We start from the raw sequence: 25,523 nt of genomic DNA on the forward strand, positions 1-25,523 counted from the left end.
TGTTTTAGCTCGTTACAAATAAAATATTACTAACTTCGATAGATCTTGAGGTTCGGTTCTATGAAATTTGGAGATTACAGGTTCAATTTGCAGGAACTTGCAGGAGCCACAGGAGATTACGGAACTCTTCTTCCCTTAGCTATAGGTTACATCGTGGTTTGTGGCCTGGATCCCACAGGATTTCTGGTTATGATGGGTATCGCAACCATTGTAACAGGCCTTTATTTTAAACTCCCAATGCCTATTGAACCCATGAAAGCCCTGGCAGTTTTTGCAATAGCATCCAGATGGGAGCCCTCTTTGATATACGCCTCAGGAATTGCAATGGGAATTGTCTGGCTGTTCATCGGAGCAACGGGTTTAATGACGTGGTTTGCCAGGATAACTCCGAAATCAGTAGTTCAGGGTATTCAGGCTTCACTGGCACTGTTATTGGCAATCGAAGCCCTTAAGTTCATTCAAGATGGATGGATACTGGCCATCGTAAGTATGATCATAATTTTAGCTTTCCGAAACAACAAATACGCCCCAGCAGCCATTATCTTACTTATAATGGGGATTGTCATGATGTTCTTCCAGGGCACACTCCTTTACATTGGAGGTCCTCATTTAACCCTCCCCCATCCAGTTAGTTTTTCAGTTGATCAAATTTGGGGTTCTCTTGTTGCTGTTGGTTTTGCTCAAATACCGTTGACAGCTACAAATGCAGTGATAGCAACTGCCATTCTTATAAAGGAGTACTTCCCTGAAAAAACAGTTTCAGAGAAGAAGATTAGTCTGAGCATTGGTTTTATGAACGTAACCCTACCTTTTTTTGGAGGCATGCCCCTGTGTCATGGTGCAGGAGGTCTTGCAGGCCAATATTACTTTGGAGCAAGAACTGGTGGGGCAAATATCATGGAAGGAATTATTTACATCATTTTAGGGCTTTTCTTTGCAGGATCAATAGTTGTGCTTTTTAAAGGATTTCCAGGGGCAATAATTGGGGCCATGATGATCATGGTGAGTGTTGGATTGTTAAAATTTGCCAAAGACCTCAAACCTCAAAGATCTGTTTTACCCCTAATTATCACGGTTTTGGGTTCACTACTGGCAAATATGGCAGTGGGATTTGTTGCAGGGATGGTAAGCCATTACATCCTTGACAGAATATTCCCAGAAAAATTAGATATTAAATCTTAGAACACATGCACTGCAGACACTTTAAAGTACATCCAAACAGACGATCCTACTGTAATTCCAAGGTCTGTAAGGGATTCATGAGTTATAAACACGGTGAATAATTCGCCAGCATTTATTACAAGCCTTATCAATGATCCCGTGTCAATTATCTCCTGAACTTCTCCCTGGATAACGTTTCTTGCGCTGATCTTCACTTTTTCTTTGGATACAGTGATTTCATCGGGCCTTATGCTGATGTTCACATGGCCCCTTTTTTCAGTTAACGTGAATAGGGTTATTGTATCTGTTTTTATGCTGACCAATCCATCTCTGCTTTCTTCGGCTTCGCCACCCATGACATTTTCAATTCCAACGAAGTCTGCTACAAATTTGTTTTTTGGCTTTCTAAATACCTCATCGGGTGTTCCAGACTGTAAAATTTGACCATCGTTCAGTATAACCATTTTATCTGCAAGTTTCTGGCCCTGGGAAAGGTCATGGGTGGTCATTATAACTGTGGTTTCAAACTCATCGTTGATCTTCAGGATCAACTCTTCCATCTTCTTCGTGGATATGGGGTCAAGGTTTGCAGTGGGTTCATCAAGTAAAAGCAGCTTAGGATCCGTAATCATTGCTCTTGCAAGTGCAAGTCTTTGAGTTTCGCCACCGGATAATTTAAGTGCATTTCTATCCTCGTAACCCCTGAGCCCGATGGTTTCGAGGGTTTCCTTCACCCTGGTTTCAATATTCTTTTTATCTCCCCGGATCTTTAAACCGAAAGCCACGTTATCATAGACACTCGCCTTAAAGGCAAGTGGCTTTTGAAAAACCATTCCTATCTGTCTTCTTATTTTTAAACGCAAATTAGGGGATGCATTCGCGTTGATCCCTTCAAAGTACACTGTTCCGGATGATGGTTTTTCCAGCAGGTCGATTAATCTGAGCAGAACAGTTTTTCCAGATCCAGTTGGTCCTACGAGTGCTGTGCTGGCGCCTTTTTTAAATTTTATGTTTATATCCTTGAGAACATGGAGATCTTCGTAATTTTTGTGTATATTTTCTAGTTCCACCATGTGCATTTTTCCACCCTGTTAACAAACCTGATATTTACTCCCTACCCTGGAGATAGTTCAACATTAAATTAATGATAAGGGCAATGGAGAGCAATATGAATCCAAGAGCTATGGAAAGCTCTATATTTCCTTTAGATGTTTCAAGAGATATTGTTGTGGTAAAAACCCTCGTAAAACCCCTTATATTACCACCAATAAGGATAGCCACTCCTACCTCTGATATGGCCCGTCCAAATCCAAGAATAACAGCACCCATAATTGCATATCGTGCTTCTTTTATGATGGTAATTATTGTTTGAGACGCATTTGCACCTAAAGATATTGCAAGCTCTTTAATTTGATTACTAACACCAACAAGGGCCGTAATTGTAAATCCTATGATGAGGGGTAGTATTAACAACGTCTGGCCTATTATCATACCTTCAGGAGTAAAAAGAAGGTGTAAATTTCCAAGGGGGCCTTCCTGAGAAATCAACAGAAATAGGAAAAGCCCAATTATAACTGTGGGCACGCTGTAAAGAGTTTGGATGATGTTGATCAATGTGCGCTTACCATAAAATTCATAATAATAAATCGCCCCACCAATGGGAATGCATATTAATGAGGCTATTAATGTTGCTGAAAGTGAAATGTAAAGGCTTCTTATTGTTATTTCAATCAATTCTGGATTAAGCGTAACTATTAAGTAAATCGCCTGTTCCATTGCCCCTATAATTTCACTGGCCACATGATCACCAAAAAAATGGATATTACCTATATCTATAATAAAATTTTTAATTGAAGTAGTTTTGCATATCTGAGGGCTTAAGGGTTTTGGACCAATCATTAAAAATAAAAAAAGCCCCTGCTTAAGCAGGGGTTGAAATTATTAGTGGGGCAATTAATGCAGGCAGTGTGTTTGTTGGTACTGGGGTAAATAGTGCCTGACCATATTTGTCCTTACCGTAGTTACCGATTATTGTCTGTCCTTCCGGTGAAACCAGGAAGTTAACAAAGTTGTTTGCTGCTTCTATGTTTGTTTTAGGGTGTTTATCTGGGTTTATGGGTATTGCTGTGTAGATGTTTAGGAGATCCTTTCCTGTTGTCACAAGGGGTACGAGTGTTATCTTACCGTTTTTAGAGTACGCAAGGAATGTTCCTGAATCACTTATTGTGTAGGCGTTTTTCTCGTTAGCAATTACCAACGTGTCTCCCATACCTTTACCACTTTCTATGTACCAGGAGCTTCCATTTGTGGTGTTGTTGATGTCTATTCCTGCAGACTTCCAGATTTTCAATTCCCTTGCATTTGTACCTGAAGCATCTCCACGGGACACGAATTTAACTTGAGAGTTTGTCTGTCCCTCTTGAGCTATTTTTTTGAATGCCTCTGTTGCATTTAGTCCTTTAATACCTGCAGGGTCATCTGCTGGGCCAACTATCCAGAAGTAGTTGTAAGCAAATTGAGTACGGTTTGTACCGAAACCATCGTTAATAAACTTTGTTTCCCTTGCTTTGTCGTGGACAAGCATTAAATCTACATCTCCCCTTTCACCGTACTGTAGAGCTATACCTGTACCACCAGACACGACTTGCACATCCACACCAGGATACTTTTTCTCATATGCAGCTTCTAATTCCTTTAAAAGCCCCGTGTCTTCTAAACTGGTTGTGGTTGAAATTCTAAGCTTAGAAGTGTCCGGACTATTGCTTATGGAATAACTATAGATTCCTATTCCTGCTACAACAACAATTATTAGTGCTATTATAGCTATGATTTTTTTGTCCATCCCTAACCTCCTTTTAACTAAGTATACAATTCATGCAGGATTGGTTATATCTAAATGCATATTTAATCCTATCGATTTTACTCCCCTGCAGGGTTTTACAGTTAATTATGAATTCTTCCATGTACTTGTAATTAGCGATATGTTCAAGCATCCGTGATGTAGATACTAACACAACAAAATATATGAAATTTCATTTACAAAATATATCCTAGGTGATAAAATGAAAATGAGTGCAAGGAACAGTCTTAAGGGAATGGTTGTGAGTGTTGAGAAGGGAGAGATAACTGCCTCTGTAAAAATAAAAATAGAATCCCCCGAGGTTATAACTGCAATAATTTCCAAAGAAGCAGTTGAAGACCTAGATATTAAAGAGGGTGACGAATTAAATGCCGTTATAAAATCCACAGAGGTAATGGTAATAAAAGAATAAAACCCTTCTTCTTTTTTTTATGGCTTGTTCATTGGATCTTTTTTTATCCTGCAACCCTCATGATTTTATGAAAATCAGTAAAACCACTATGCTTCGATCTTTCAGTGGATGATTTTTCAATTAAATTAAAAGAAATTCTTGAGTTTTTCTGGCGGAATTATTATTAGAATTGTTTTTTCAAACACTAAAAGGTTTTTTCAAACTACTAAAAAAAGAAAAAATAAAAAAAACAACAAAAATGGAGGATTTTTGTTGAACGTGAATTATCTATCTATTCAATTAGACTTCCAAGGGCCTTCTTCCAGGACTTGGATCGTATATTGTCAAGTTTCATATCACTGCGTTTGATGGATATGATGTGTTGTGGGCATGCCCTTGCACAGGCCCCGCACAGGGTGCACATATTCTGGTTCACAACGGATTTGTTGTCAACGAGGCTTATTGCGTTGCATGGACAAACATCCATACATGCATGGCAGGAATCACCTTTACAAGTTACTTCATCGGTTGAAACCATCTCTATTTCACCTTCAAATGGTTTTGTAACCTCTGCAGCATCTACTGGACAGATTTCCTCACACCAACCGCAGTTTATGCACTGATCTTCATTTAATATGATATCCCCTGTGATCTCTGGCTTTCCAATTTCCATCTGATCCATACAGGTTGTGCAGACCACTTTTATGGCCTCTTCTGGACATATCCTCTTGCATATTCCGCAGTAGATACATTTGGATTTGTCAACGGTTATGTCATTTGCAATGGCTTTGCTGCTGGAATTTATATCATTTCTGTCAATGCTTATTGCTTCTGCAGGACAGATCTCCTCACACATTCCGCAGTAGATACATTTATCCTTGTCTATCTCTGTTTCACCACGAACAAGTTCTTCTACATTTGGAAGTGTCCTCTCCAAGTATATGGCATTTCTTGGACAGGCTTTTTCACAGCTACCACAGTATACACAGGTTTCATCATCAATACTTGCTTCATGACTCCATTTAGGGTAAGCATCCAATTTTTTCGCATTTTCGCCCTCTATGCTGAATTCTAAAGCATCGAATGGGCATGCAGATGCACAGAGTCCACACAAAACACAAGTGTCCTTGTTGATGTTGATGTAATCCATTTTTAAAAGGCCCCTTGCTATGGGGAGAACTGGACCAAGTTTCAGGGATTCTGTTGGGCAGATGTCTGTGCATATCCCGCACCCAACACATTTTTCATTTCTGTGGGTTAGGGACCGATTTTCCTTCCCTTCCCTTTCTACGGAAACCATTGTTATCCGACCTATTTTTTGGATATAGCTTGATTTGGACAGTTTTGAATGCAAATCTCGCAGTCATCACATTTTTCATCGATTATGATTACTTGGCCGTCTCCTTCTTCTAAGGCTCCCTTTTCACAGAGTTTTATACATAGTCCTTCACCAGGGCAGTTTTCTATCTTTCCACATTTTGCTTCGTCTATGATCACTGACATTGAATCACCTTTTCAAATTGATATTAACTAATATTTCAAATTGTTATTAATTAATATGCGAAGTGTTTATATAAACGTATCGTTTTGTGTTTGTCTAAAATTTTCCAATGGAAATAACATTGGACAACTTTTTAATAAGAAAATTAGGTGTTGGTGGTCATGTGTCACAAAATATTCCTTAGAAACTTCAGTAAAAATTGGATTCAACGATTGTTTTTAAAATTTATGGTAAAAAAAATAATTTAATAATAATTCATGGATTATAAAAAGTTTAATTATAAAAAAAGTTCTTAATTTTCTTTATTTTGAAAGAATTCAGTCGTCTGTGGCTTCAATTGTACACACACCATCTTTACACTCATGTTCAAGTTCCACTATGAATTCTTTCAATCCTTTCACGTCGATACAGGTCAATCCTTTTATAACGCTGCTGTCCACGTTAATCTGCAGTACTCCATCGTTGTTTGTAACTACCTTTCCTGGAATGTAACAACGTCCAAGTGATAATCGCACAGTATCACCGGGTTTAACTTCATCTTCTATGTATTGGCATATTTCTTCGCAACTAGCACATTTTTCTTCCTTTTTCATGATCTTCACCTTCTTATCAGTAATTAGATTGATTATAGGATCAGTTGTTAGTTGGCCTATAACTATAAGAATTATCCTATTTATGCTTATGCTATCTAAAATTTATTATAAAATAAATTATTATAAAATAAAATTCATAGGACGTATTTACCAGTAAAAAAAAATTCTTAAATAAAGATTAACCATAGAACATCCGATTTTGGATTAAAACTCCTCCATATCCTGCAGTTTCATGAGGGTTTCAACTGCCTTAGGTTCCACGTGTATACCACGTTCCCTTATTATTGCAATTGGATTCAAACCACCTGGAGCAACGATTCCGGCATGGTACCGTTCAACCTTGGCGTTGTATATGAGTTCGCTTGGTTTTCCAATTTCGAGTATGGAGAAACCTGCCTCCTTAATATCCTCCAGAATTTCAACGGCCTGTGGACGTGATATGTAAGGTATCTCCCTTAAACTTGCAAGTATTCTTCCCCTGCCCTTCAAGGATTCTCCAACTGAGGTCATATTCTTTGAAATGTATATCTCATGGGGATCCAGGGATGATCCGCTGTATGCTGTAAGTTCTATGAACCTGGGACTTTTACCCTCTGTTTCTAATATTCCTCCGTACTGGGGTGATGTGGATATACCGTTCTTGGTGAGTATACCATCTATGGTAAGGCTGCAGACAGTTGCAATACCTGTTTTACCTGGTTCTTGACCTTTTATTATCTTGAAGAACCTGCTTGTTGAGTAATCTGGCCTTGAGCCCATTACACTGTCGAAGGCAGCCAGTGCATCCTCAAGGTCATCGTTCTTCACGTAGGAGATATTTGTAATGACGTTGCCCTTGAGGGTTTCAAGGTCAAGATCAACCTTGTATATGAGGTTCCATGCCTTTGATAGTAAAAATTTGACCTTTTCATGGGGTTCGGGTCCTGTTGTTTGGAGTAAAGGCTTAGGTTTGATTATACTGCTCATGTCCTCTAATTTGACGGTGTTTTCTGCAAGTTTTATGTTGACCTCAAAACCTGCTTCTTTTGCAGCGCAGAGTGGTGATATTCCACCTATAACTGCTATTCCCACCATGTCCTCCTCAACCGGAACTCCTAAAACTGATTCTCCACTTTTACCCATCTTCAAAAGTCCTGATACTCCTATTTTTTCCAGATCTTCAAATAGTTTCAAGGCTTTTGTACGTGCGCTTGATGGGATGGTTCTGAAGTTTGCAGGGATGAGTCCGTTTCCTTCACGTATGACTTGAAGTACTGATGTCATATCCTCGTCGGTGAATGCTTCAAGGGGGGTCATGGAGGTTTTCTTGTAGGATATGAGTTCTGTGAACCTTGTTGGCACGTTACCCTCAACTTCGACAACTCCTCCATACTGGGGAATTACTGGTATTCCACTCCGGAGGAGCATTCCATCTATGGTAGTTCCGCAGACAGTTTCAACCTTCATCTTATTTTCAGCTTCAATAAAAGACGTGTTTATATAGGGACTTACAGCAATTCCCTTTCCAAATACCTCTTTCAGGATGTTCATCACATCGTCTGTGTAAGTGAAGCTTGATGTGTTAACCACGACACTGCCTTTCCCCTTCAGGGGGTCAAGGGTTGTCTGGTAGATCATGTCCTCGAACTTGGAGAAGACGAAATCAACCTGATCGTAGATAAGACCTTTTTCAAGTTCTTTCAATCCAGTTTCTGTTATTTGTCTTCCAGCATATCCAATACGCTCTGTGAACCCTTTTTCGTCCAGTATCCTCATGTGGTATCTTACTGCACGTTCTCCAAGGTTGTATCCCTTTTTTTTGAGTTCTTCAGCTATGGTCTTGGCACCTAGAACTTCTTCCCTGTCTGCCAGAATTCTCAGGATTTCCATCATCTTACGGTCTGTCTCTTGTGGCATTTCTTCACCATTTCATTTATTTGATTGATCGAGGTCGGATCTTCAGTTTTCTTTGATTATGCCTTTAAGTATCTACTGATTATTTTAAATACTTTTTTAATAAACTGTTAATTTTTAATAAATAGGTAATACGCAACTTCGATAAAAAAAGAAAGGGTTTTTGGAGTATTAAATCTCCAAATACCTCTCGTGTTCGTACTGGAATACCTGAACCCTGTAGTCGTCCCATTCTGCACGTTTGAGTGCCATGAACTGGTTGTAGGTGTGTTCACCCAGGGATGCCTTAACAACTTCGTCTTCCTGAAGTGCGTGGTAAGCTTCCCAGAGACTGGATGGTAATGTGTCTATTCCGAGTTTTTCACGGCCTGCTTCGTCGAGTCCGAATGCGTTGATCTCAGTTGCATCACCTGGATCCATCTTGTTCTTTAGACCGTCCATTCCAGCTTCTAATATTGCTGCAAATGCCAGGTATGGGTTACATGATGGGTCTGGGCATCTGAATTCAAGCCTTGTACCTTTTCCTCTGCTTGCAGGGATCCTGACAAGTGTGGATCTGTTTCTAAGTCCGTATGCTATGTAGCATGGTGCTTCGTATCCTGGTACAAGCCTCTTGTAGGAGTTGACTGTTGGTGCAACGATTGCTGCAAGTGCCTTGGAGTGGTTTAATAATCCACCTGTGAAGTACATTGCTTCCTGGGAGAGTCCGTTCTCGCCGTCAGGGTCGTAGAAAATGTTTTCTCCGTTTTTGAATAGGCTCTGGTTGACGTGCATTCCGCTACCGTTTACACCGAAGAATGGTTTAGGCATGAAGGTTGCCATGCAGCCCATGTTGTCAGCTATTGCTTTTATTGCCTGTTTGAATGTTATAACAGCATCTGCTGTTTTGAGTGCTTTATCAAATTTAAAATCGATCTCATGCTGGCCGAATCCAACTTCGTGGTGGCTTACTTCCACATCGAAGTGTAATTCTTCAAGTCCAAGTACGAGTTCCCTTCTGATGTCTGTTCCCTGGTCAACTGGTTCCACATCGAAGTAAACACCTTCATCTCCTGGAACGATGTTTCCCTCTGCGTCTTCACCTATTATGAAGAACTCTGGCTCTGGACCGACGTTGTACTCGTATCCCATTTTTTCTGCCTTTGCAAGGGCTTTTTTGAGTATGTACCTTGGGTCTCCCTCGAATGGGGTCATGTCAGGCCAGTGTATGTCACATATGAACCTGCAAACTCCCTTCTCTTCTGGCCTCCATGGGAGGGTTGAGAATGTGTCTGGGTCTGGTTTTATTACCAGATCACTTTCGTTGATGTCAACGAATCCTTCGACTGATGAACCGTCAAATAACAGTCCGTCTTTTAATATATCTTCAATATCCTCTGGTTTTGCCAGGGGGACCGCCATGTTCTTGGGGGTTCCGTGGATATCCACAAACTGCAGCCTTACAAACTTTGTGCCGCACCTTTCTATGTTTTCAATAACCTGTCCTATCTTATCTTGCATAGATTAATACCTCCATGATCAGTATACCGGAAATAAGTTTCCTTTTACTGATATATAAACCTTTTGAAAAGCCTGGAGGGAGTTTTTTAGAAGATTTAAAAAGAATTTAAATTTTATCTGCCACTATTTTTAAATAATAAATTATTTAATAACCTTAAATATTAAAAAAAGAAAGTAAATAGTTTTTAATATCTTAAAATTTTATTGAAGGATTCATAATTAAAATTCAACCATTGTGAACGGTTCTTTCTTCATTAGGTCGAATATTAGCACGTTGGGTGCAGTTATGATGTTACCTTTACCAGTAATATTTTTAACTGCTTCAAAGGCCTGTAAACAACCTACAATATTAGGAACGGGACCTATTACTGGTGGAACATCCTTGTTGATCTTTCCAACAGATGCTACCACATCTTCGGTCAGTTCCCTACCTGCAGATGGTAGTTTAAACGTATCCTCATAGGATTGACCTTCTGGGGTGAAGGTTGTTACCTGGCCCATGGTACCGTGGATTGCACCGTGTACAAAGGGTATTCCAAGTTCTACAGCTTTTCTGGTGGTTAATATTCTGGCCATTAGGTTGTCAAGAGCATCAACAACGATGTCACTGCCTTCAACTATACTTTGAACGTTTTCCTGGTTGAGTTCCTGGTTGAAGGCTTCCACTTCAACGAAGGGGTTTATTGAGTTGATGGTTTTTTGAGTTACTTCAGCTTTTGGTTTGCCTATGCTTTCCATGCTGCTCATGAGCTGGCGGTTGATGTTTGAAAGATCAAAAACATCCTTGTCAATGATCCGGAGTTTTCCAGCCCCCATTCTTGCCAGCATCTCAATCACAGAGCCGCCTAGGCCTCCACACCCTATTACTGTTATTTTTGACTTTTTAAGTTTCAACTGTTCTTTTTTATTGAGTATGCCCTTCTGTCTATCTATGATTTCCCAGTAATTTTCTTCAGGATATTTATCAAGCATAAAAACACCATGTCTAATTAATAAAACTTTTTTAAGAATTTTTAGAACTGATTTTCATTTAGAACTATCTTTTCATAATTTTCTTGAAGATTCTATTTTACCTACGTATTTAATGAATTTAAGGATTGGGGTGCTAAACTATATATATGGAAATATATCACATTTCAATATATCAAAAATTGATATATATGGTTGATTATGGATTTAGTGAGGTGGATATATGAAGAGACTGTTCCATGGACTGAAAGCTTACCTGTCTGACTGGAGAAACTGGCTTATGCACACCCTTGTAGGGATATTGATCATTGTGATAGCACTTTTTGCGCCTGTAAGCGTATATCTGCGCCTTACATTTCTTGTTCTGGTTGTGGGATTCAACGTGTGGAGAATGAAGTACGCACCTGATCTCTGCAGCAGGGTACTGAAAAAGTTCCGGGCTTCTGAATAGAAGTAGGGATTTCTATCCTTTATTTAATTTTTTTTGATGAAATGAAGGGTTAAGTGGTTTAAATTAATTTTAAATTAATCAAGTTTAATCAACACTTCTTAGCAATTCGTTTAGTACTTCTTTAAAATTTTGGTACTTATTTTAAAAATTTCTTTTAATAAATTAGTTCCAATAACAAAATAGTCTTTTTTTCAATTCCTATAGAGATTAACGTTGTTTTTCGGCCATTTTAGACATCTGATCCAGTGCTTTTCCAGTTTATCCATAATATCCCTCCTAATGCTTGGTTATCTTAAGTCAGCGCTGGAATATAAATCCGCTGATCTGGAAACTTGAGGTCTGGTTTCCAATTTGGGAGTAGTATATATTCAGACCGTTTGAAAGTTCTATGGAGTTAACTCCCACTTCTTTATTCACCTCCTGGTAGAATGAGGTTTGATTGCTCATTATCCAAACTATCCTGGTTGTGGAGGAGTTCATTGGCACATCCAGGGTTGTTGCCTCTGATGTTGTGTAACTGTTGTTTTTACCGTGCCACATTGAAACGTTGCCTGTGATTCCAGAGTTTTCATCATCGAAGAGGTAGTAAACATCGTAACCTGGAAGGTAGTACATGGCCTTCCTCCAATTGAAACCCTCATCTTCACGGTTTATGTCCCGTATAACAATTATGGTGCTTGAAGGATCTGAATTGGAGATATTCAGTATGTTCTGGATATGCAATGCCGTATTTTCGTCGTTTGCACTGATCTTTGCGTTGTTGTAGATGAGACCAACATCAAAGTCAAACCATAATTCCTGGCTGGTTTCCATTTTATCTGTCGGTGTTTCCCAAGTGGCACCGTTATGAATATCCCACGGATAAATGAAGTAAACTGTATTCAAAAGGATGTAGATGGTCAGTATTGAAATCAAAGCTTTTTTAGCTGATATTCCTGGAAATCTGATGTTTATGAATCCTGAGATCCTGCCGATGATGTAGGCCAGAATGACCATGAATGCAGGTACGCATGTCAGGAGGTAACCCGGTTTCACAACGTAGATCAGGAGGTAGAAAGTGAATGCAGGACCTGCCCATAAGAGAAAGAACAGTGTCAGTGGTTTCTTAAGGTGAAACATTAAATCGTTCTTTAAAACATCTCTACGTTTGATTAAGAAGTATAAAACTGCTAAAAGGCCAATCACAGTTAATCCCAGAAGTGACCAGATTATGCATGCTCCAGAATTTAGTATCTGATGGCTGATACTGGCACCGAAGAGTATGGACGTGTAATCTGCAGCTGCAGATGTTGTTTTAAGGAGTTGAAGGTACTCATGAATTCCCCCAACTGAAAGGGCAGTGGGTATGAGCCAGGAGAGAATGGACAGTGCAAAGATGCCCATGCCCTTGATGACCTTGGTGAAGGAGGGTTTTGCATGGAGTATGCAGAGTATCCACAATGGAAGCATGAACTCCACTATATCAGTTCTGAAACCCCCTGCCAAACCCAGTACAAATGCAGAGATATAAATAAACCTTTCATCTCCATTGAATAATTTGTAGCATGTGTAACCAATTAAGATACTGAAGAAGGCTTCGAAGATGTAGATACTTGCAATTTCTCCGTAAAACCATATCAATGGGTTGAAGATGAAGAGTATGGAGCTTAGAATACCCACTTTTCTTGAAAAGATCTCCTGTGTCATGAAGTACAGCAGCACAGAACTCAAGGCAGTAAAGGTTATTGCCAGTGCTATCAGGCTGGTGTTTGGATCGTTGAACAACAGGTTAAAACCCCTTCCAAGGGCAACGTAGAAAATGTAACCTGGAGGATGGGGCTGTTGTTGGAGTATGTTGTAGTTGGAAAGGGCCATCGCATAGTTTACAGAGTCCCACTCATACAGAAATTTGCTCATGAACGGGATTCGTGTTATTACAACCGTTGTGATTAAAATCAGTGGAAACACAACGTCCCACTTAATTTTTGCCCCTGAAAGGGCATATGATCTTGGCATTCAAAGGCTCCTGAAAAATATTCATTGAATGGTTTGTTTTAAAATCGCAGATGTATAATGATGCAACCTTTCATAATATCCTTTATAGCTCCTTTATATACTTTCCATAAGTTGCATTGCAATATTTAGTTAGTTTAAAACTAATTTTTGTATTTAATATATATAAAACGTTTAATTTATTATTTAATTTTAGTTATGTACTTGTTTAGGTCTATTTTATTGGTTTGCAGGGCTTTTATCTATTGGTAATAAAAATATTTCATGGAACTGCCCTGCAAATTATTTGTAACTCAATCTTTTCGCTGATCATTTCCCTTAAATGGGTGAATGAGTTAATAAAAACTCATCCAAAAAACACCTATTCATGTCCCTCCGAGGACAGTTTCCTATCTCCATGAAATCTTTAATAAGGCTTTTCCCAAATCTGTACCAAATGTAGCCCAATTATTGCCTTATTTAAGAAAATAACTCTTAAAATTCTATATATTATGGTGATTGTACCGTTTAAATGGAAATAAATTATTTTGAATGAAATTAGTAGGAATATATCCAATAAAACTGTTTAAATATCTTTTTATTTTTAATGAATTTAAGTGGTTATAATCCGTTTTAAGGCTACTAAATCAATTGAAAATAATTTTGGATAATTTATAATATTTTTTAATGTATTTTTAAGTATAATACTTGTTTTAGGGAAAACATAATAATATTTTCAATATTGATATTACATAAGAAGTATTACATTTACACGGATTGGCAAGGCAGTTTAATGATCTCTAAAAATAAAAAAAGAATTCAATGGCTTAAAAACCCATATTTTAACTTTAAACCATTGAAATAATGGAAAACAGCCTGTTTTTATTCAACTCACTTGACAGTAAGTTGTTAGTAAGGATTCCACTCTTTCACCTTTTTGAACTCAGGGAACTCTCCATAATCATACTCATCGAACAACTTGCCCCACTCCGTTGCTTTGAACTTTTCTATGTTCTTTTTACCTGTTGTTGGGTACCATAGCTTGTCGTGGTAGAATCCTGAGGCGAAAATGAAGGTCTTGAAGATGGGTGAGTTGAAGAGGAGGTGGTGCAGCCACTTTATCTTCATGGTCTTCTTTCTAAGGCGTTGATCCCATTTGATGACAGGGCTCTTGTTCACGTGGAAACCGAAGTTCAATCCTTCAAGTTCCCCCTCATCAAGACCCACAACTTCTATTTGATCCACATCCCCCATTCCAAGCCCCCTGTCATGGGCCATTTTAATGTAGTCTATCTTCAGGGGGTCGAAGCCCATTATCTTGGCTGCAAGGGCGTCCACTGCAACCGGATCCGCACTTGCAAGTATGACGTTGCCTACGTAGGGGTCCATTGTACGTGGTCCTGCACCATCCCCGCACACGCACCCGTCCATGACCGTGAATATCCCTGGATGTATCTCCCTCTGGATTGCAAGGAGATCCACCAGGACCTCGTGGATCTTCTTATGGGCGTGGTGCCTGTACTTGGGTATCAGACCTCCGAAGGCGTTCTTCATGGAACCTGTGGTTGTTGTGTGGCCGTGGGTTTTCACGGTGGGGAAGTGTATAACATCGTTGCCGTAGAACATCTCTGGAACCAGAACCTGGCCGAATATCTCATCCATAACCATCATCTCAGACTTCGGTTCGTAGACGCTCCACTCCACATCTGTGAGGGGCTGAAATTCCCTTCCGTACTTTTCAAGGAGGGGGAGCCACTTGTTGAAGTAGGCACCCTTCCAGGGATGGGTTACAACGGTCTGGTTCTCCACTGCAACCACGTCATGGAACCCATCATCCTTGAGGGTTTTCAGGACACCTTCAAGCTGCCACGGCGGTGTGGAACATGCAGGGTAGAAGAGGGTCCATGAGAGGTTCAATTTGAGTATGGTCTCATTCTCACGGGATACTGCCTTGTCATACTCTGCCAGGTGCATGAGCTCTCCATAATCCTTTACAACTGTTTCAGGGGATGTTTTTAGAATTGAAACCTTGGAATCTATCTTTGTCATAAGATGTACCTCCTAATACTCTTAATATTCACTTTTTCCAACAATCTTTATTGATTGTTCGTTAAATTCAATTATTTGAATTAAACAACATTTATTATCCATTAATTTTTAATTTTACAGTATATTTATTTGATTTATTTGTAATTAATTTTTTTAAGGTTTTAATTTTAAATTTATTGGGTATATGTTCTTAAAATAATATTTAAATAATTTTTAAGTGCTTGATTTTTATTTGAATTGTTCAACGATCAGTATCCTCCCTCTTTTCTCCGATGATCCTGGATTTTCCCAGGAGGTAAACAGCGAGGCCCAGGAAGGTTCCGTACCAGAGGGTTGCGAATCTGATGATGATGGCAACACCAACTGAAAGTGTGGCTGTGAGTCCGAAGAACTGGAGCAGTCCAGACAGCGTTGCTTCAGCAACACCCAGACCACCGGGTATCATGCTCAGCGCCCCTGCAAGGGATGCGAAGCTGAATGTGAATGTTGAGACAACCATTCCAAGGTGATCACCGAAGCCAGCAACTGCAAGGTAGAGGGCCAGACACTCCATGAACCAGGCCATCAAACCCAGAACCGTTGTTACCACCAGTTTTTTAGGGGTCAGTGTTTCCTTGAAGGTTTGGTGCATGCTCTCAACATCCCGGGAGTACTTTCCCGCCCTCTTCTCAAGTACACGTATCAACCTGTTTGAAACAGCCTCTGATCTGACTGCAAGTACGAATACTGCAAAGATGATGAGGATGGCCACTATGATGTAGGTGCCCTGTTTGTAGTAGAGGATTCCAAGGAGTGAAAGGAATACAAGGGCAAGTATATCAGTTAAACGGTCACTTATCACCACGGGCACAGTTTTACTCAAACTTTCACCATTTATATCCCTTATGAGCCATCCCTTCCATATCTCACCAGCTTTGGCAGGGGTTATGGTCATTGAAAGCCCGCTTATGTAAACGAAGAGGTTGTCCCTGATATTCAGTTTCACACCAACTCCCCTGAGGAAATAATCCCATCTAACGAATCTTATCAAGTAACCCAGGGTTGTTAGGCATAGAAGCAGGATTATGAACCTCCAGTCGAAGCTTTCAAGGGCAGTCAGAAGATCACCCAGATCAGCGTAAACCCCCATTACAACGTAAACAACCACTGCGAATATCAGTACGAGCCAGAACCTGTTTTTTTCCATATTTTCAGCACCTTTGTAAGTCCTAAATACATCGGGGAGGATCGTTCACCAAAAACAGTGAAACTTCCCCTTTCAAATGCATCATGCAGATCATCATCTGTAGTAATCCCTGCCCTACCAACTTCATGGGCGAAGTGGGCATCGCTGCCACCTAAACTCTTCAAACCATATTTTTTTGCATATTCTGCTGCCATTTCGTTGTATTTTGTCCTGAAACAGCGGGAGTTGAAGGTTTCAACGTAGTCCACGAGTTTTGCATCTTCTTTTCCTGGTGCGATCCCGTTTCCACGTAGTTCATCGAAGGGGTGTGGGAGTACCACGGTACCACTTTGATTTCTGATCTCATTGATGACCTCAATAAAATTCCTTGAAACAACTTCTTCAGACAAGAAGAGGCCTATAACCTCGCCACGGTCTGTTGCGATTTCTGATCCAACAACGACCTCGAAGTTTTCAGTTTCAAACTCTTTGGCCTTCAAGCCGCCTTCAATGGTGTTGTGATCAGTTATGGCTATTCCTGCGAGTCCCTTTTTAATGGCGGTTTTTACCAGGGTTTTAGGTTCCATCCATCCGTCTCTGGAGTACTTGGAGTGGGTGTGAAGGTCGTATATCATTCAAAAGAGCCTCCTATGATATTGTTGCACTTGGAGTAAGGATTGCACTTTTTGAGATAATGGGTTGATGATTTTAGGTTCATTTTAAAACTCCTGTAAATCCCAACTTATTGAAGTAAAGCACTCCAATCACCAGCACAACCCAGAGAGTCATGCTGATAACCATTCCACTGTCCCTGAATATCATCTCAGGTTCTCCTCCCATTCCATCATTGTGCACCAGGAACAGGTAACGGAACACTCCATAGAACGCCAAGGGTATTGTGAGCATTATGTAAATGTTCTGAGCAAAGAAGGTGTAGAGGGAGTAGGACATTACAAGGGCAGCGGTGGTTATGTTGGTCATCTGGTCCAGCATCTCCCTGGAGTAACCCTCCAAGATTTTACGATGGCTTCCTGCTTTGTCTTTGAGTAAAATAAGTTCATGCCTCCGTTTGACAAGGGCCAGGAAGAGGGCCATTAGGAATGTGCAGATTATGAGCCATGGTGACACGAAGACTCCTATGGCAACACAGCCTGCAACTGCCCTGAGAACGAAACCTGTTGAGATAACCAGTATGTCCACGAGGATCAGCTCCTTCAGAAACAGGGAGTAGATCAGTATCAGGCCGAAAAAGGCGAGTGAAACTAGAAGGAGTGAAAGGTTCACTGTGAAGGCCAGTAACAATGCAGCTACCACTGCAATACCTGAAAATAAGAGTGCATGTGAGGTTTTCAGCCTTCCAGATGCAAGGGGACGTTTGCTTTTTTTGGGGTGGTTACGATCCTTCTCAACATCCAGACAATCGTTTATGATGTAGATGCTTCCAGAAAGTAAACAAAACGTTACAAATGCCGAAACAACGCTTATCCATAGGTTAAAATTTAGAAGATTTAGTGAAAATACGATCCCAATGAATATAACTAGGTTTTTGTACCATTGTTTGGGACGCATCGATATCAGGATGTCCTTAAACATTTCATCACCTATCCGGTTTTTTAGTCCCAGTATCAATTCCTTTGATACATTTCGGAGGTTACACATGAATAGGTGTTGAATTAATGATACGACTGGATTTTTTTAGGAGGTTGCTTATAAAGTTTTGGTCAAGGATGTTTAGGAACATGATTTAAAGTATTTAACGTTTGACATGGTTCTGTTCTTTTTTTAAATTCAACATCCATTTTTTTTAAACGATTTTTAAAACGATGAATCACAAGTTTAAAGACTTAAAAAATAAATCTACATGGATTTAATGGACTAAATCTAAAAAAGGTAAAAAAAATAAAAGTTTGTGGGGGATAAAAATCTAATAGGACCTCAAACCCTCTCATAAGTCGTGGTCCTCTCCACAGGCACACGTCCAATAGCTTCAATCACTTCAACTATCTTCTCTCGGGGCATGTACTCTCCGTAGGATGCACCTGCAGCCACAGATATTTTATCTTCCATCATGGTGCCCCCGAAGTCGTTGGCACCGCAGCAGAGGGCTATTTGGGTGGTTCTGAGGCCTAACTTCACCCATGAAACCTGGATGTTAGGCATGTCCCTGCCCATTATTATCCTTGAAATGGCGTGGATCTTGAGATCGTCCATTCCACTTGCACCCAGTGTTTCCTGGCCCAGTTTGTTGTTGAGGCCCAGGAAGGTCATGGGCACGAGTTCTGTGAAGCCGTGGGTTTCGCGCTGTATATCCCGGAGTATCATGAGGTGGTCTATACGGTCCTCCCAGGTCTCAACGCTTCCGTACATGATGGTTGAGGTGGTTGGAATGTCCAGCTTATGGGCTTCCTTAATTATGTCCACCCATTCCTGGGTTGAAACCTTTTTAGGACATATCTTTTCCCTGACAGAGTCCACGAGTATCTCTGCAGAGGCCCCTGTCATGGTGTCCATACCTGCCTCTTTAAGGGCCTTAAGGGCTTCAAAGGTGGTCATATCAGAGACTTTGGCTGTGTGGTAGATCTCCACTGGGGATAGTGCATGGAGGCAGATGTCGTATTTGGATTTTATGGCTTTTATGATGTCACAGTAGTAATCTACAGTCATGTGGGGCATAACACCGCCGAATAGACAGATCTCAGTTGCTCCAATGTTCTGGGACTGACCAACGCTTTCAACTATCTCATCAACGCTCATTTCATAGCCTATATGGTCCCTGAATGAGCAGAATTCACATTCTATCATGCAGTGGTCTGTGATGTCTATGGCCTTGTTTGCCACGAATGTGACATCATCACCCACTATCCCCTTTCTTAGTCTGTCTGCAACATCGAACAGCTGGAATGGATTTGCATCAACCAGCTTTAAAGCGTCTTCCTTTGTTATGTCTCCCTCAAGTGAACGTTCGTAGATATCCTCCATTAAAAAACCTCCATTACCATGAAAAACCCTTTTAAAAACCTTTTAATTCAAAAAAGGATAAAATACTTATTATTTTATTTAAACTGATAAAGTTAAAGCATTATAAGGATTTTTAAACATTTATCTATAATGTTCAATCACATGGTCTTAAAGTTTTTCATTTCATTTTGGGGACCTGAAAGAATCTGTTTGATTGCATGAGATGAGTTTCAATGAAATTATTGTTATAAGACTTTGGGTAATGAGTTAAGGTATAAACAGATTATTAATACTGAATCATTTTGTGAATATGTTAAACCGTAAATACACTAAAACACAATAAAAACAGTTTAAAATAAAAATAAAGTTTCATGGAATTTTCGAGGCCTTCAAAAATTGTTTGAAGTGCCGGGGGCGGGATTCGAACCCGCGGCCTCACGGTATCCCAGGAAAAAGTCAGAGCACTTGCTTAATACCCTATGAGCCGTGCGCTCTAACCAACTGAGCCACCCCGGCGTGGCTTATATGCTGTTAGATTTCATCTAACTTATACTTTTCTATTCACATTCTTACTTAAAAAGGTTTTTATGAACTTTTCACATAATTTCTATTATTTTATGGCCAATTTGGGCTTGAAATCCATTTATTTTCATAATACCCTGTAAAACATTATATAGTAATTTTTCATATACCTCTTAATTACGTTATATAAAATTACTTGAAGCTAACGATCCATTCCGAGCACATCTTTTTTAATCAGTATTTCATTTTTAAAAGCTTTTCATGATTTATTGAGAATAGCAGCACTCATAAAATAGCAATGGTCATTAGTTAGGGTTAATCAGTACTTTTCCAGGATAGATCTCAAAAAAGGCCTCAAAAAGGAGATAACTATCAAAAAGGATAAAAATTAAGATAGTTTTGCAGGAACAGGATTTCAGTCTTCAAGACCTGCAAGGGCCCTTATAAGGCTGCTCTGGGTTATGAGGCCCACAAGATTTCCATTTTCAACAACAGGAATTCTCTGATATCCTTTATCTGCCATAACTTTTGTTATGTCCTTGATGGGTGTTTCAGGCTCTGCAACGTAGAGTTCCTTGCTCATAAGGTCGTTCACCTTGAGTCCAAGTGCTTCTCCACCTGCAAGCAGAACATCCCTGTGGGTTATAATTCCTACAAGACGTTTTTCATCCACCACTGGAAGCCCTCCAACGTTGCAGCGCATCATTTTGAGCTTTGCTGCAGCTACAAGGTCTGTGGGGCTTGTTACATGCACTTCTCTGATCATGATGTCTTTGGCACTTAGGTTTCCTATCATGTTTTATATTCTGTTGCCCAGAATATTTAAATCTGGAGGATTCAACAAATCCAACACCTTTGAAGGGGTCATATGAGTCTTCAAATCTTCTTTAGATGAAACTATCTTTTAGATGAAGCTAACTCATCCGGTATCTTTAACCTCTTCCCTGTAGGCTAGGTAGGCAGAGTAGGTCACTCCAAGTATGAGGGGGCCAATGAAAAGTCCAGGAATACCCAGTGTAACTGCTCCGAATATGAATCCCAGGAGAAATACAAGGGGATGAACTTCGGAGTAGTTGACAGAGAGCTTTGGCCGGATGTACATGTCGGTGGTTGTTTCGATGATCCAACCAAAGAATATAACAAGAACTCCAGTGGTAACGTCTCCTGTGAGGATGCTGAACAGACCTAGAACTCCGTAAACTATCCACGGCCCGACTATGGGTATGAACTCAGACAGTCCACTGAGTATACCAAGAAGAAGTATGTATGGATATCCAAGAAAGTAGTAAAGTACCATGGAGAGCAGTCCCAAGATGATTGCGGGGATAACGTTACCAACAACTATGCTCTTCATGATGTCATCGGTGCTGTGGATTATTCTGCGGTAAAATCCCTTGTCTTCTGCTGGAACAATGTCTTTGATGTAACGAATTACCTTGTCACCATCCTTTGCAAAGTAAAATGTTGAAAAGAAGAGTATCAATATCTGCATGGCCAGTGTTGGTAAAAATTCAAGGAGAGTGATGATCTGGTTTACGAGGTAGGAAATGAGCTTCTCTGCAATGGCTGTGATGTTGGAGATGAACAGATTTGCAAGGCTATTAAGGCTGTCTGAATTTTGAGCTGTTGCTAAACCGGATTTTATGTTCAGTGCAGTTGCAGTTGCAGTTGATGTTGCACTTGCTGATGAATGGGGAATGGAACCGAAAACCTGAATTGCAGCTGCCAATATCTGGACTGCAGTTACATAGAGCAGGGCAACGATTGGTGCGGCAAGGATTATCATTCCAATAATGATTGCAAGGGTTTCGTACTTCACGAAGGGTTTGATCCTTTTGGCGATTGGCCGTACATAATAGGCTAGAATTGCCCCTAAAGCCACAACTGACAGAATTGGAATTAAAATCCCAAATGAAAGCAATGTGAGGAGTATAATAATGGGAAAAATGGTTGAAATAGATAATTTTTTAATATTTAACACGTAAAACACCTTTTTATTAATTAATTCATTACATTATTTTTTTTAATTGCAGTTATAACTTTTTAATAAATGACCGGAGTCCTGTAACTTGAAATCCTGTAACTTATATAAGATGTAATCTGGCCAACGTTGCATCTGATTCTAATAACATCAGTGAATAAGATGACCTGTAATTGAAGTCTCATAAAAAAAAGGGAATAAAAAAAGGGAAATTACAAAGGAATAAAAAAATCTTTTTAAAGGCTTATATTCTTCTTTTTAGTAAAAATTTAATATAGGAGGGAAGGATTCTGATCTTCCACTTTTTCTACTGTTTCTTCACCTTCAAAGGATTCACAGGCTTCCATCACATCATCAACAAGCAGGTCGATCATTTCCCTGCCGAAGTTTTCCTTCACAACCATCCTCATGACTGCAACATCCTCAGCATTCTCAGGGAGTGTGTATGCAGGAACGATCCAGCCTTTCTGTCTCAGTTTCTCTGAAAGCTGGAAAACCGTGAATTCTTCATCCTTCAAACTCACTGTTACAAGTGGGAACATCCCCTCCTTGTTGATGATCTCAAATTTACCTGAATCCTCAAGTTTTCTGGCGAGGTACTGGCTGTTACTCATCATGTTCTCCATTATGTCGGTGTAACCACTTTTTCCAAGTCTTATTAAGTTGTAGTACTGGGCTATTATTGTGCTGCTTCCCTTGGAGAAGTTCAGGGAGTAATTGGGCATCAAACCTCCCAGGTAATTCACCTTGAATATGAGTTCCTCAGGGAGGTCTGTTTTATCCTTGAATATGAGCCAGCCCACTCCAGGATACACGAGACCGTACTTGTGCCCGGAAACGTTGATGGATCGAACCTGTTCGAGTCTGAAATCCCATTCCAGTTCAGGATAGAGGAACGGTGCCACAAAACCTCCACTGGCACCGTCAACATGTATTGGTATGTCCCAACCATTTTCCTTTTTAATATCCATCAAAAGATCGTTTATCTCTTTTATAGGGTCCATCTGGCCTGTGAAGGTTGTTCCAAGAACAGCACCAACGCATATGGTATTTTCATCTATTTCCTCTGCCACCTTATCCACTGTGACTGTGTAAGTGTCTCTTTCAAGGGGTATGAGCTTCAGCTCAACATCGAAGTAAAGTGCAAACTTCTCCCAGACCGTGTGAACATCTGCACCCATAACTATGTTGGGTTTGTTGAAGGGTTTCCCCTCTTCCTGTCTCCTTTTCTTCCAGGTCCATTTATGGGCCAGAAGTCCGAGCATTATGGCCTCAGACGAGCCTATGGTCCCTGTTCCCACGGAATGACACTCCTTTGGGGCGTTGAAAAGCCTGGCCAGCATGTTAATAACCCTCTCCTGTATTTTCTCAGTCTGAGGATACTCGTCGTTGTCAACGAAGTTTTTATCCATGCTCTCCATTATGAGCTTGTCAGCCTCAGGCTCCATCCAGGTTGTCACAAAACTCGCCAGGTTCAGGGCAGGATTCCCATCCAGGTTCAGTTCATCGTGTATCAGTTGATACGCCGCCCTTGCGGGCATTTCATCCTCGGGCATAACGTACTTTGGAATGCTTTCAGTGAAGTACCTACTTCCATAGGTGCTGGTCACCTCCTTCTCAGATACCTTCATTTTCTCCAAATTTTTCTTTCCAGATAACGTATTTAACCCCTCCATTTCACGATTCTTTAAACTGTTTTATTAACCAATTCAATTCTTTTAAACATGTTAATTCACATAAATGCCTTTAAATTCAATTTAAATCCCTTAAAAAACTTTTAAATTCTAATTTCTCTTGAACCTCATATTTATTAAATCATTTCTATTGGATTATTATTTTATTACAGTTCCAATTATAAAATTTTTGAAGTAATTCTGAGTAGTGACATGAATTTAACATCTTATCTGGAACTAAAAAATAATATTTAATAATAAAATTATAAAAAAAAGATTAATCTCATGCATTGTGAAATGTTCACCTGTAAAAATACTAAAAAACTTCTAAAACCCATTAAAAAAGAGTTAGGATTATTTGGTACCATTGGTTGTGAGTTTCAGTGAAACATCCACCGCACGATTCAACTCTTTCAATGGAATAAGTTGATATATGAATCTGGGTATACCATTAAATGAATAGAAGGAATCATCAAATTAATACTACTGTATTGTTAATTATGCTCATAATGGGGCGTTCATGATTTTTTAGGATGGATCTATTTTAGTGATTTGACTAAGCTTCGTCTTAATAATCTTTCAATATCAAAGCGAGGGATCGAAAAGTGACTCAGATGCAAGAGGCCAGGAAAGGCCGAATTACAGATGAAATGAAAGCAGTGGCTGAAAAAGAGGGTATAAGTGTCCAGAAAATTATCGAAGGACTGGCAAACGGCCGTATTGTTATTCCAAAAAATGTCAATGGCAGGAGCAGGCCAATGGGTGTGGGAAAGGGCCTCAAAACCAAGATCAACGCCAACCTTGGATCCTCCTCCGAGCTTGAGAAGGTTAAATGGGAAGTTGAAAAGGCAAAAACAGCAGTTAAATATGGTGCTGATACTATAATGGACCTCAGTACAGGTCCGGGGCTTGAAACTGTCCGTGAAGCCATAATGGATGTTGTTGATGTGCCAATAGGAACCGTACCTGTTTACGAGGCAGCAGTCACAGCTTCAAAGAGTAAAGGTGCAGTCATCAACATGGATGAGGATGACATGTTCAATGCCATTGAAAATCAGGCCAGGGCAGGCGTGGACTTCATAACGGTCCACTGTGGAATAACTCGGGAAACAGTTGAGAAGGTCAAAGCATCCAACAGGATAATGGGAATTGTCAGCAGGGGAGGATCATTCCTTGCAGCATGGATACTGCAGAACCAGGAAGAAAACCCCCTCTACAGCAACTATGATTACCTCCTTGAGGTTGCAGCAGAGTATGATGTTACATTGAGCCTTGGAGATGGTCTGAGGCCGGGGTGTCTTCACGATGCATCTGACGTGCCCCAGATCCAGGAACTCGTAACACTAGGGGGACTGGTTGACAGGGCAAGGGATGCAGGAGTTCAGGTAATGGTTGAAGGACCCGGGCATGTTCCAATAAACCAGATCCAGGCCAACATGCAGATACAAAAGACAGTGTGCAAGGAAGCACCATTCTACGTACTTGGGCCACTTGTAACAGACCTTGCACCAGGTTACGACCATATAACATCTGCAATAGGTGGGGCAATAGCAGCATCCTCTGGTGCGGACTTCCTGTGCTACGTCACACCTTCAGAGCACCTTGCAATACCCAACGTTGACGATGTCAGGGAAGGGGTCATAGCCTCGAAGATAGCTGCAGAAGCTGCAGACATAGCCAAGGGAGTTAATGGTTCATGGGAACGTGAAGTTGAAATGGCATATGCCAGAAGGGATTTTGACTGGGAAAAACAGTTTGGACTTGCATTTGATGGGGAAAAGGCCAGAAAATGCAGGCAGAGAAAGCCATCCCCTGATGAGGACATGTGCACCATGTGCGGAGACTTCTGCGCCATAAGGATCGTTAGAGACAACTTTTAAAAAAA

The 25,523-nt window shown here is 40.2% G+C and carries 22 protein-coding genes and 1 tRNA gene; 4 read left to right on the plus strand and 19 right to left on the minus strand.

The annotated features are described in order from the left end of the window. Positions 1-60: 60 nt before the first annotated feature. Complete coding sequence (locus MCBB_RS00725) at positions 61-1,182, plus strand: putative sulfate/molybdate transporter (RefSeq protein WP_071905812.1); 1,122 nt, start codon at positions 61-63, stop codon at positions 1,180-1,182. Here MCBB_RS00725 and MCBB_RS00730 read toward each other — a convergent pair. From MCBB_RS00730 to MCBB_RS00740, 3 genes are all read right to left on the minus strand, one after another. Further along, positions 1,179-2,240 carry an ABC transporter ATP-binding protein gene (locus MCBB_RS00730; RefSeq protein WP_071905813.1) on the minus strand — a complete coding sequence of 354 codons (1,062 nt, stop codon included), beginning with the start codon at positions 2,238-2,240 and terminating at the stop codon, positions 1,179-1,181. The two genes, MCBB_RS00725 and MCBB_RS00730, sit on opposite strands and share 4 nt — an antisense overlap. A gap of 28 nt (positions 2,241-2,268) precedes the next feature. Next, positions 2,269-2,961: an ABC transporter permease gene (locus MCBB_RS00735; RefSeq protein WP_231916378.1), complete on the minus strand. Its 693-nt coding sequence runs from the start codon at positions 2,959-2,961 to the stop codon at positions 2,269-2,271. 121 nt (positions 2,962-3,082) lie between these two features. Beyond that, the gene (locus tag MCBB_RS00740) at positions 3,083-4,003 is read right to left on the minus strand and encodes a substrate-binding domain-containing protein (protein ID WP_071905814.1); all 921 of its coding nucleotides are present in this window, start codon (positions 4,001-4,003) and stop codon (positions 3,083-3,085) included. A 220-nt stretch (positions 4,004-4,223) separates the two neighbouring features. On the opposite strand from MCBB_RS00740, the gene MCBB_RS00745 reads away from it, so the two are divergent. Beyond that, entirely contained in the window at positions 4,224-4,433 is a 210-nt protein-coding gene (locus MCBB_RS00745) for a TOBE domain-containing protein (RefSeq protein ID WP_071905815.1), read from the plus strand. 271 nt (positions 4,434-4,704) lie between these two features. Here MCBB_RS00745 and fwdF read toward each other — a convergent pair whose 3' ends face one another. From fwdF to MCBB_RS00775, 6 genes are all read right to left on the minus strand, one after another. Beyond that, positions 4,705-5,712: a tungsten-dependent formylmethanofuran dehydrogenase subunit FwdF gene (fwdF, locus tag MCBB_RS00750; RefSeq protein ID WP_071905816.1), complete on the minus strand. Its 1,008-nt coding sequence runs from the start codon at positions 5,710-5,712 to the stop codon at positions 4,705-4,707. A gap of 11 nt (positions 5,713-5,723) precedes the next feature. Continuing rightward, positions 5,724-5,915 (minus strand): 4Fe-4S binding protein, encoded by a 192-nt coding sequence (locus MCBB_RS00755; protein ID WP_071905817.1) that lies wholly within the window; start codon positions 5,913-5,915, stop codon positions 5,724-5,726. Positions 5,916-6,230: 315 nt separating this feature from the next. Beyond that, positions 6,231-6,506, minus strand: a complete 276-nt coding sequence (locus MCBB_RS00760; RefSeq protein WP_071905818.1) for a DUF2097 domain-containing protein — start codon at positions 6,504-6,506, stop codon at positions 6,231-6,233. A gap of 204 nt (positions 6,507-6,710) precedes the next feature. Beyond that, entirely contained in the window at positions 6,711-8,402 is a 1,692-nt protein-coding gene (locus MCBB_RS00765) for a DUF128 domain-containing protein (RefSeq protein WP_071905819.1), read from the minus strand. 168 nt (positions 8,403-8,570) lie between these two features. Beyond that, positions 8,571-9,899: a type I glutamate--ammonia ligase gene (glnA, locus tag MCBB_RS00770; protein ID WP_071905820.1), complete on the minus strand. Its 1,329-nt coding sequence runs from the start codon at positions 9,897-9,899 to the stop codon at positions 8,571-8,573. Between the two features lie 219 nt (positions 9,900-10,118). Then, the gene (locus MCBB_RS00775) at positions 10,119-10,871 is read right to left on the minus strand and encodes a HesA/MoeB/ThiF family protein (RefSeq protein WP_071905821.1); all 753 of its coding nucleotides are present in this window, start codon (positions 10,869-10,871) and stop codon (positions 10,119-10,121) included. A 220-nt stretch (positions 10,872-11,091) separates the two neighbouring features. Here MCBB_RS00775 and MCBB_RS00780 point away from each other — a divergent pair, with 220 nt between their 5' ends. Continuing rightward, positions 11,092-11,319, plus strand: a complete 228-nt coding sequence (locus MCBB_RS00780) for a hypothetical protein (RefSeq protein ID WP_071905822.1) — start codon at positions 11,092-11,094, stop codon at positions 11,317-11,319. 297 nt (positions 11,320-11,616) lie between these two features. Here MCBB_RS00780 and MCBB_RS00785 read toward each other — a convergent pair whose 3' ends face one another. From MCBB_RS00785 to MCBB_RS00830, 10 genes are all read right to left on the minus strand, one after another. Continuing rightward, on the minus strand, positions 11,617-13,314 hold the full coding sequence (locus MCBB_RS00785) for an ArnT family glycosyltransferase (protein WP_071905823.1): 1,698 nt from the start codon (positions 13,312-13,314) through the stop codon (positions 11,617-11,619). An 885-nt stretch (positions 13,315-14,199) separates the two neighbouring features. After that, positions 14,200-15,339 carry a DUF362 domain-containing protein gene (locus MCBB_RS00790; protein WP_071905824.1) on the minus strand — a complete coding sequence of 380 codons (1,140 nt, stop codon included), beginning with the start codon at positions 15,337-15,339 and terminating at the stop codon, positions 14,200-14,202. Positions 15,340-15,580: 241 nt separating this feature from the next. Beyond that, a complete protein-coding gene (locus MCBB_RS00795; RefSeq protein WP_071905825.1) occupies positions 15,581-16,525 on the minus strand; it encodes a lysylphosphatidylglycerol synthase transmembrane domain-containing protein in 945 nt (314 codons plus the stop codon). Further along, positions 16,495-17,139, minus strand: a complete 645-nt coding sequence (locus MCBB_RS00800) for a PHP domain-containing protein (RefSeq protein ID WP_071905826.1) — start codon at positions 17,137-17,139, stop codon at positions 16,495-16,497. Before MCBB_RS00800 ends, MCBB_RS00795 begins: the two co-directional genes overlap by 31 nt. Positions 17,140-17,218: 79 nt before the next feature. Further along, a complete protein-coding gene (locus tag MCBB_RS00805) occupies positions 17,219-18,097 on the minus strand; it encodes a decaprenyl-phosphate phosphoribosyltransferase (RefSeq protein ID WP_071905827.1) in 879 nt (292 codons plus the stop codon). 342 nt (positions 18,098-18,439) lie between these two features. Then, the gene (gene cofH / locus MCBB_RS00810) at positions 18,440-19,483 is read right to left on the minus strand and encodes a 5-amino-6-(D-ribitylamino)uracil--L-tyrosine 4-hydroxyphenyl transferase CofH (protein ID WP_071905828.1); all 1,044 of its coding nucleotides are present in this window, start codon (positions 19,481-19,483) and stop codon (positions 18,440-18,442) included. 385 nt (positions 19,484-19,868) lie between these two features. Then, a tRNA-Met gene (locus MCBB_RS00815) sits at positions 19,869-19,978 on the minus strand. Between the two features lie 421 nt (positions 19,979-20,399). After that, positions 20,400-20,780 (minus strand): CBS domain-containing protein, encoded by a 381-nt coding sequence (locus MCBB_RS00820; RefSeq protein ID WP_071905829.1) that lies wholly within the window; start codon positions 20,778-20,780, stop codon positions 20,400-20,402. 123 nt (positions 20,781-20,903) lie between these two features. Continuing rightward, positions 20,904-21,965 (minus strand): AI-2E family transporter, encoded by a 1,062-nt coding sequence (locus MCBB_RS00825; RefSeq protein WP_071905830.1) that lies wholly within the window; start codon positions 21,963-21,965, stop codon positions 20,904-20,906. Between the two features lie 269 nt (positions 21,966-22,234). After that, the gene (locus MCBB_RS00830; protein WP_084789727.1) at positions 22,235-23,596 is read right to left on the minus strand and encodes a glutamate decarboxylase; all 1,362 of its coding nucleotides are present in this window, start codon (positions 23,594-23,596) and stop codon (positions 22,235-22,237) included. A 647-nt stretch (positions 23,597-24,243) separates the two neighbouring features. On the opposite strand from MCBB_RS00830, the gene thiC reads away from it, so the two are divergent. Then, positions 24,244-25,518, plus strand: coding sequence for a phosphomethylpyrimidine synthase (gene thiC / locus MCBB_RS00835; protein WP_071905832.1), 1,275 nt, complete (start codon positions 24,244-24,246; stop codon positions 25,516-25,518). The last annotated feature ends 5 nt before the right edge of the window (positions 25,519-25,523 follow it).

Source organism: Methanobacterium congolense (assembly GCF_900095295.1).
Classification (GTDB): domain Archaea; phylum Methanobacteriota; class Methanobacteria; order Methanobacteriales; family Methanobacteriaceae; genus Methanobacterium_C; species Methanobacterium_C congolense.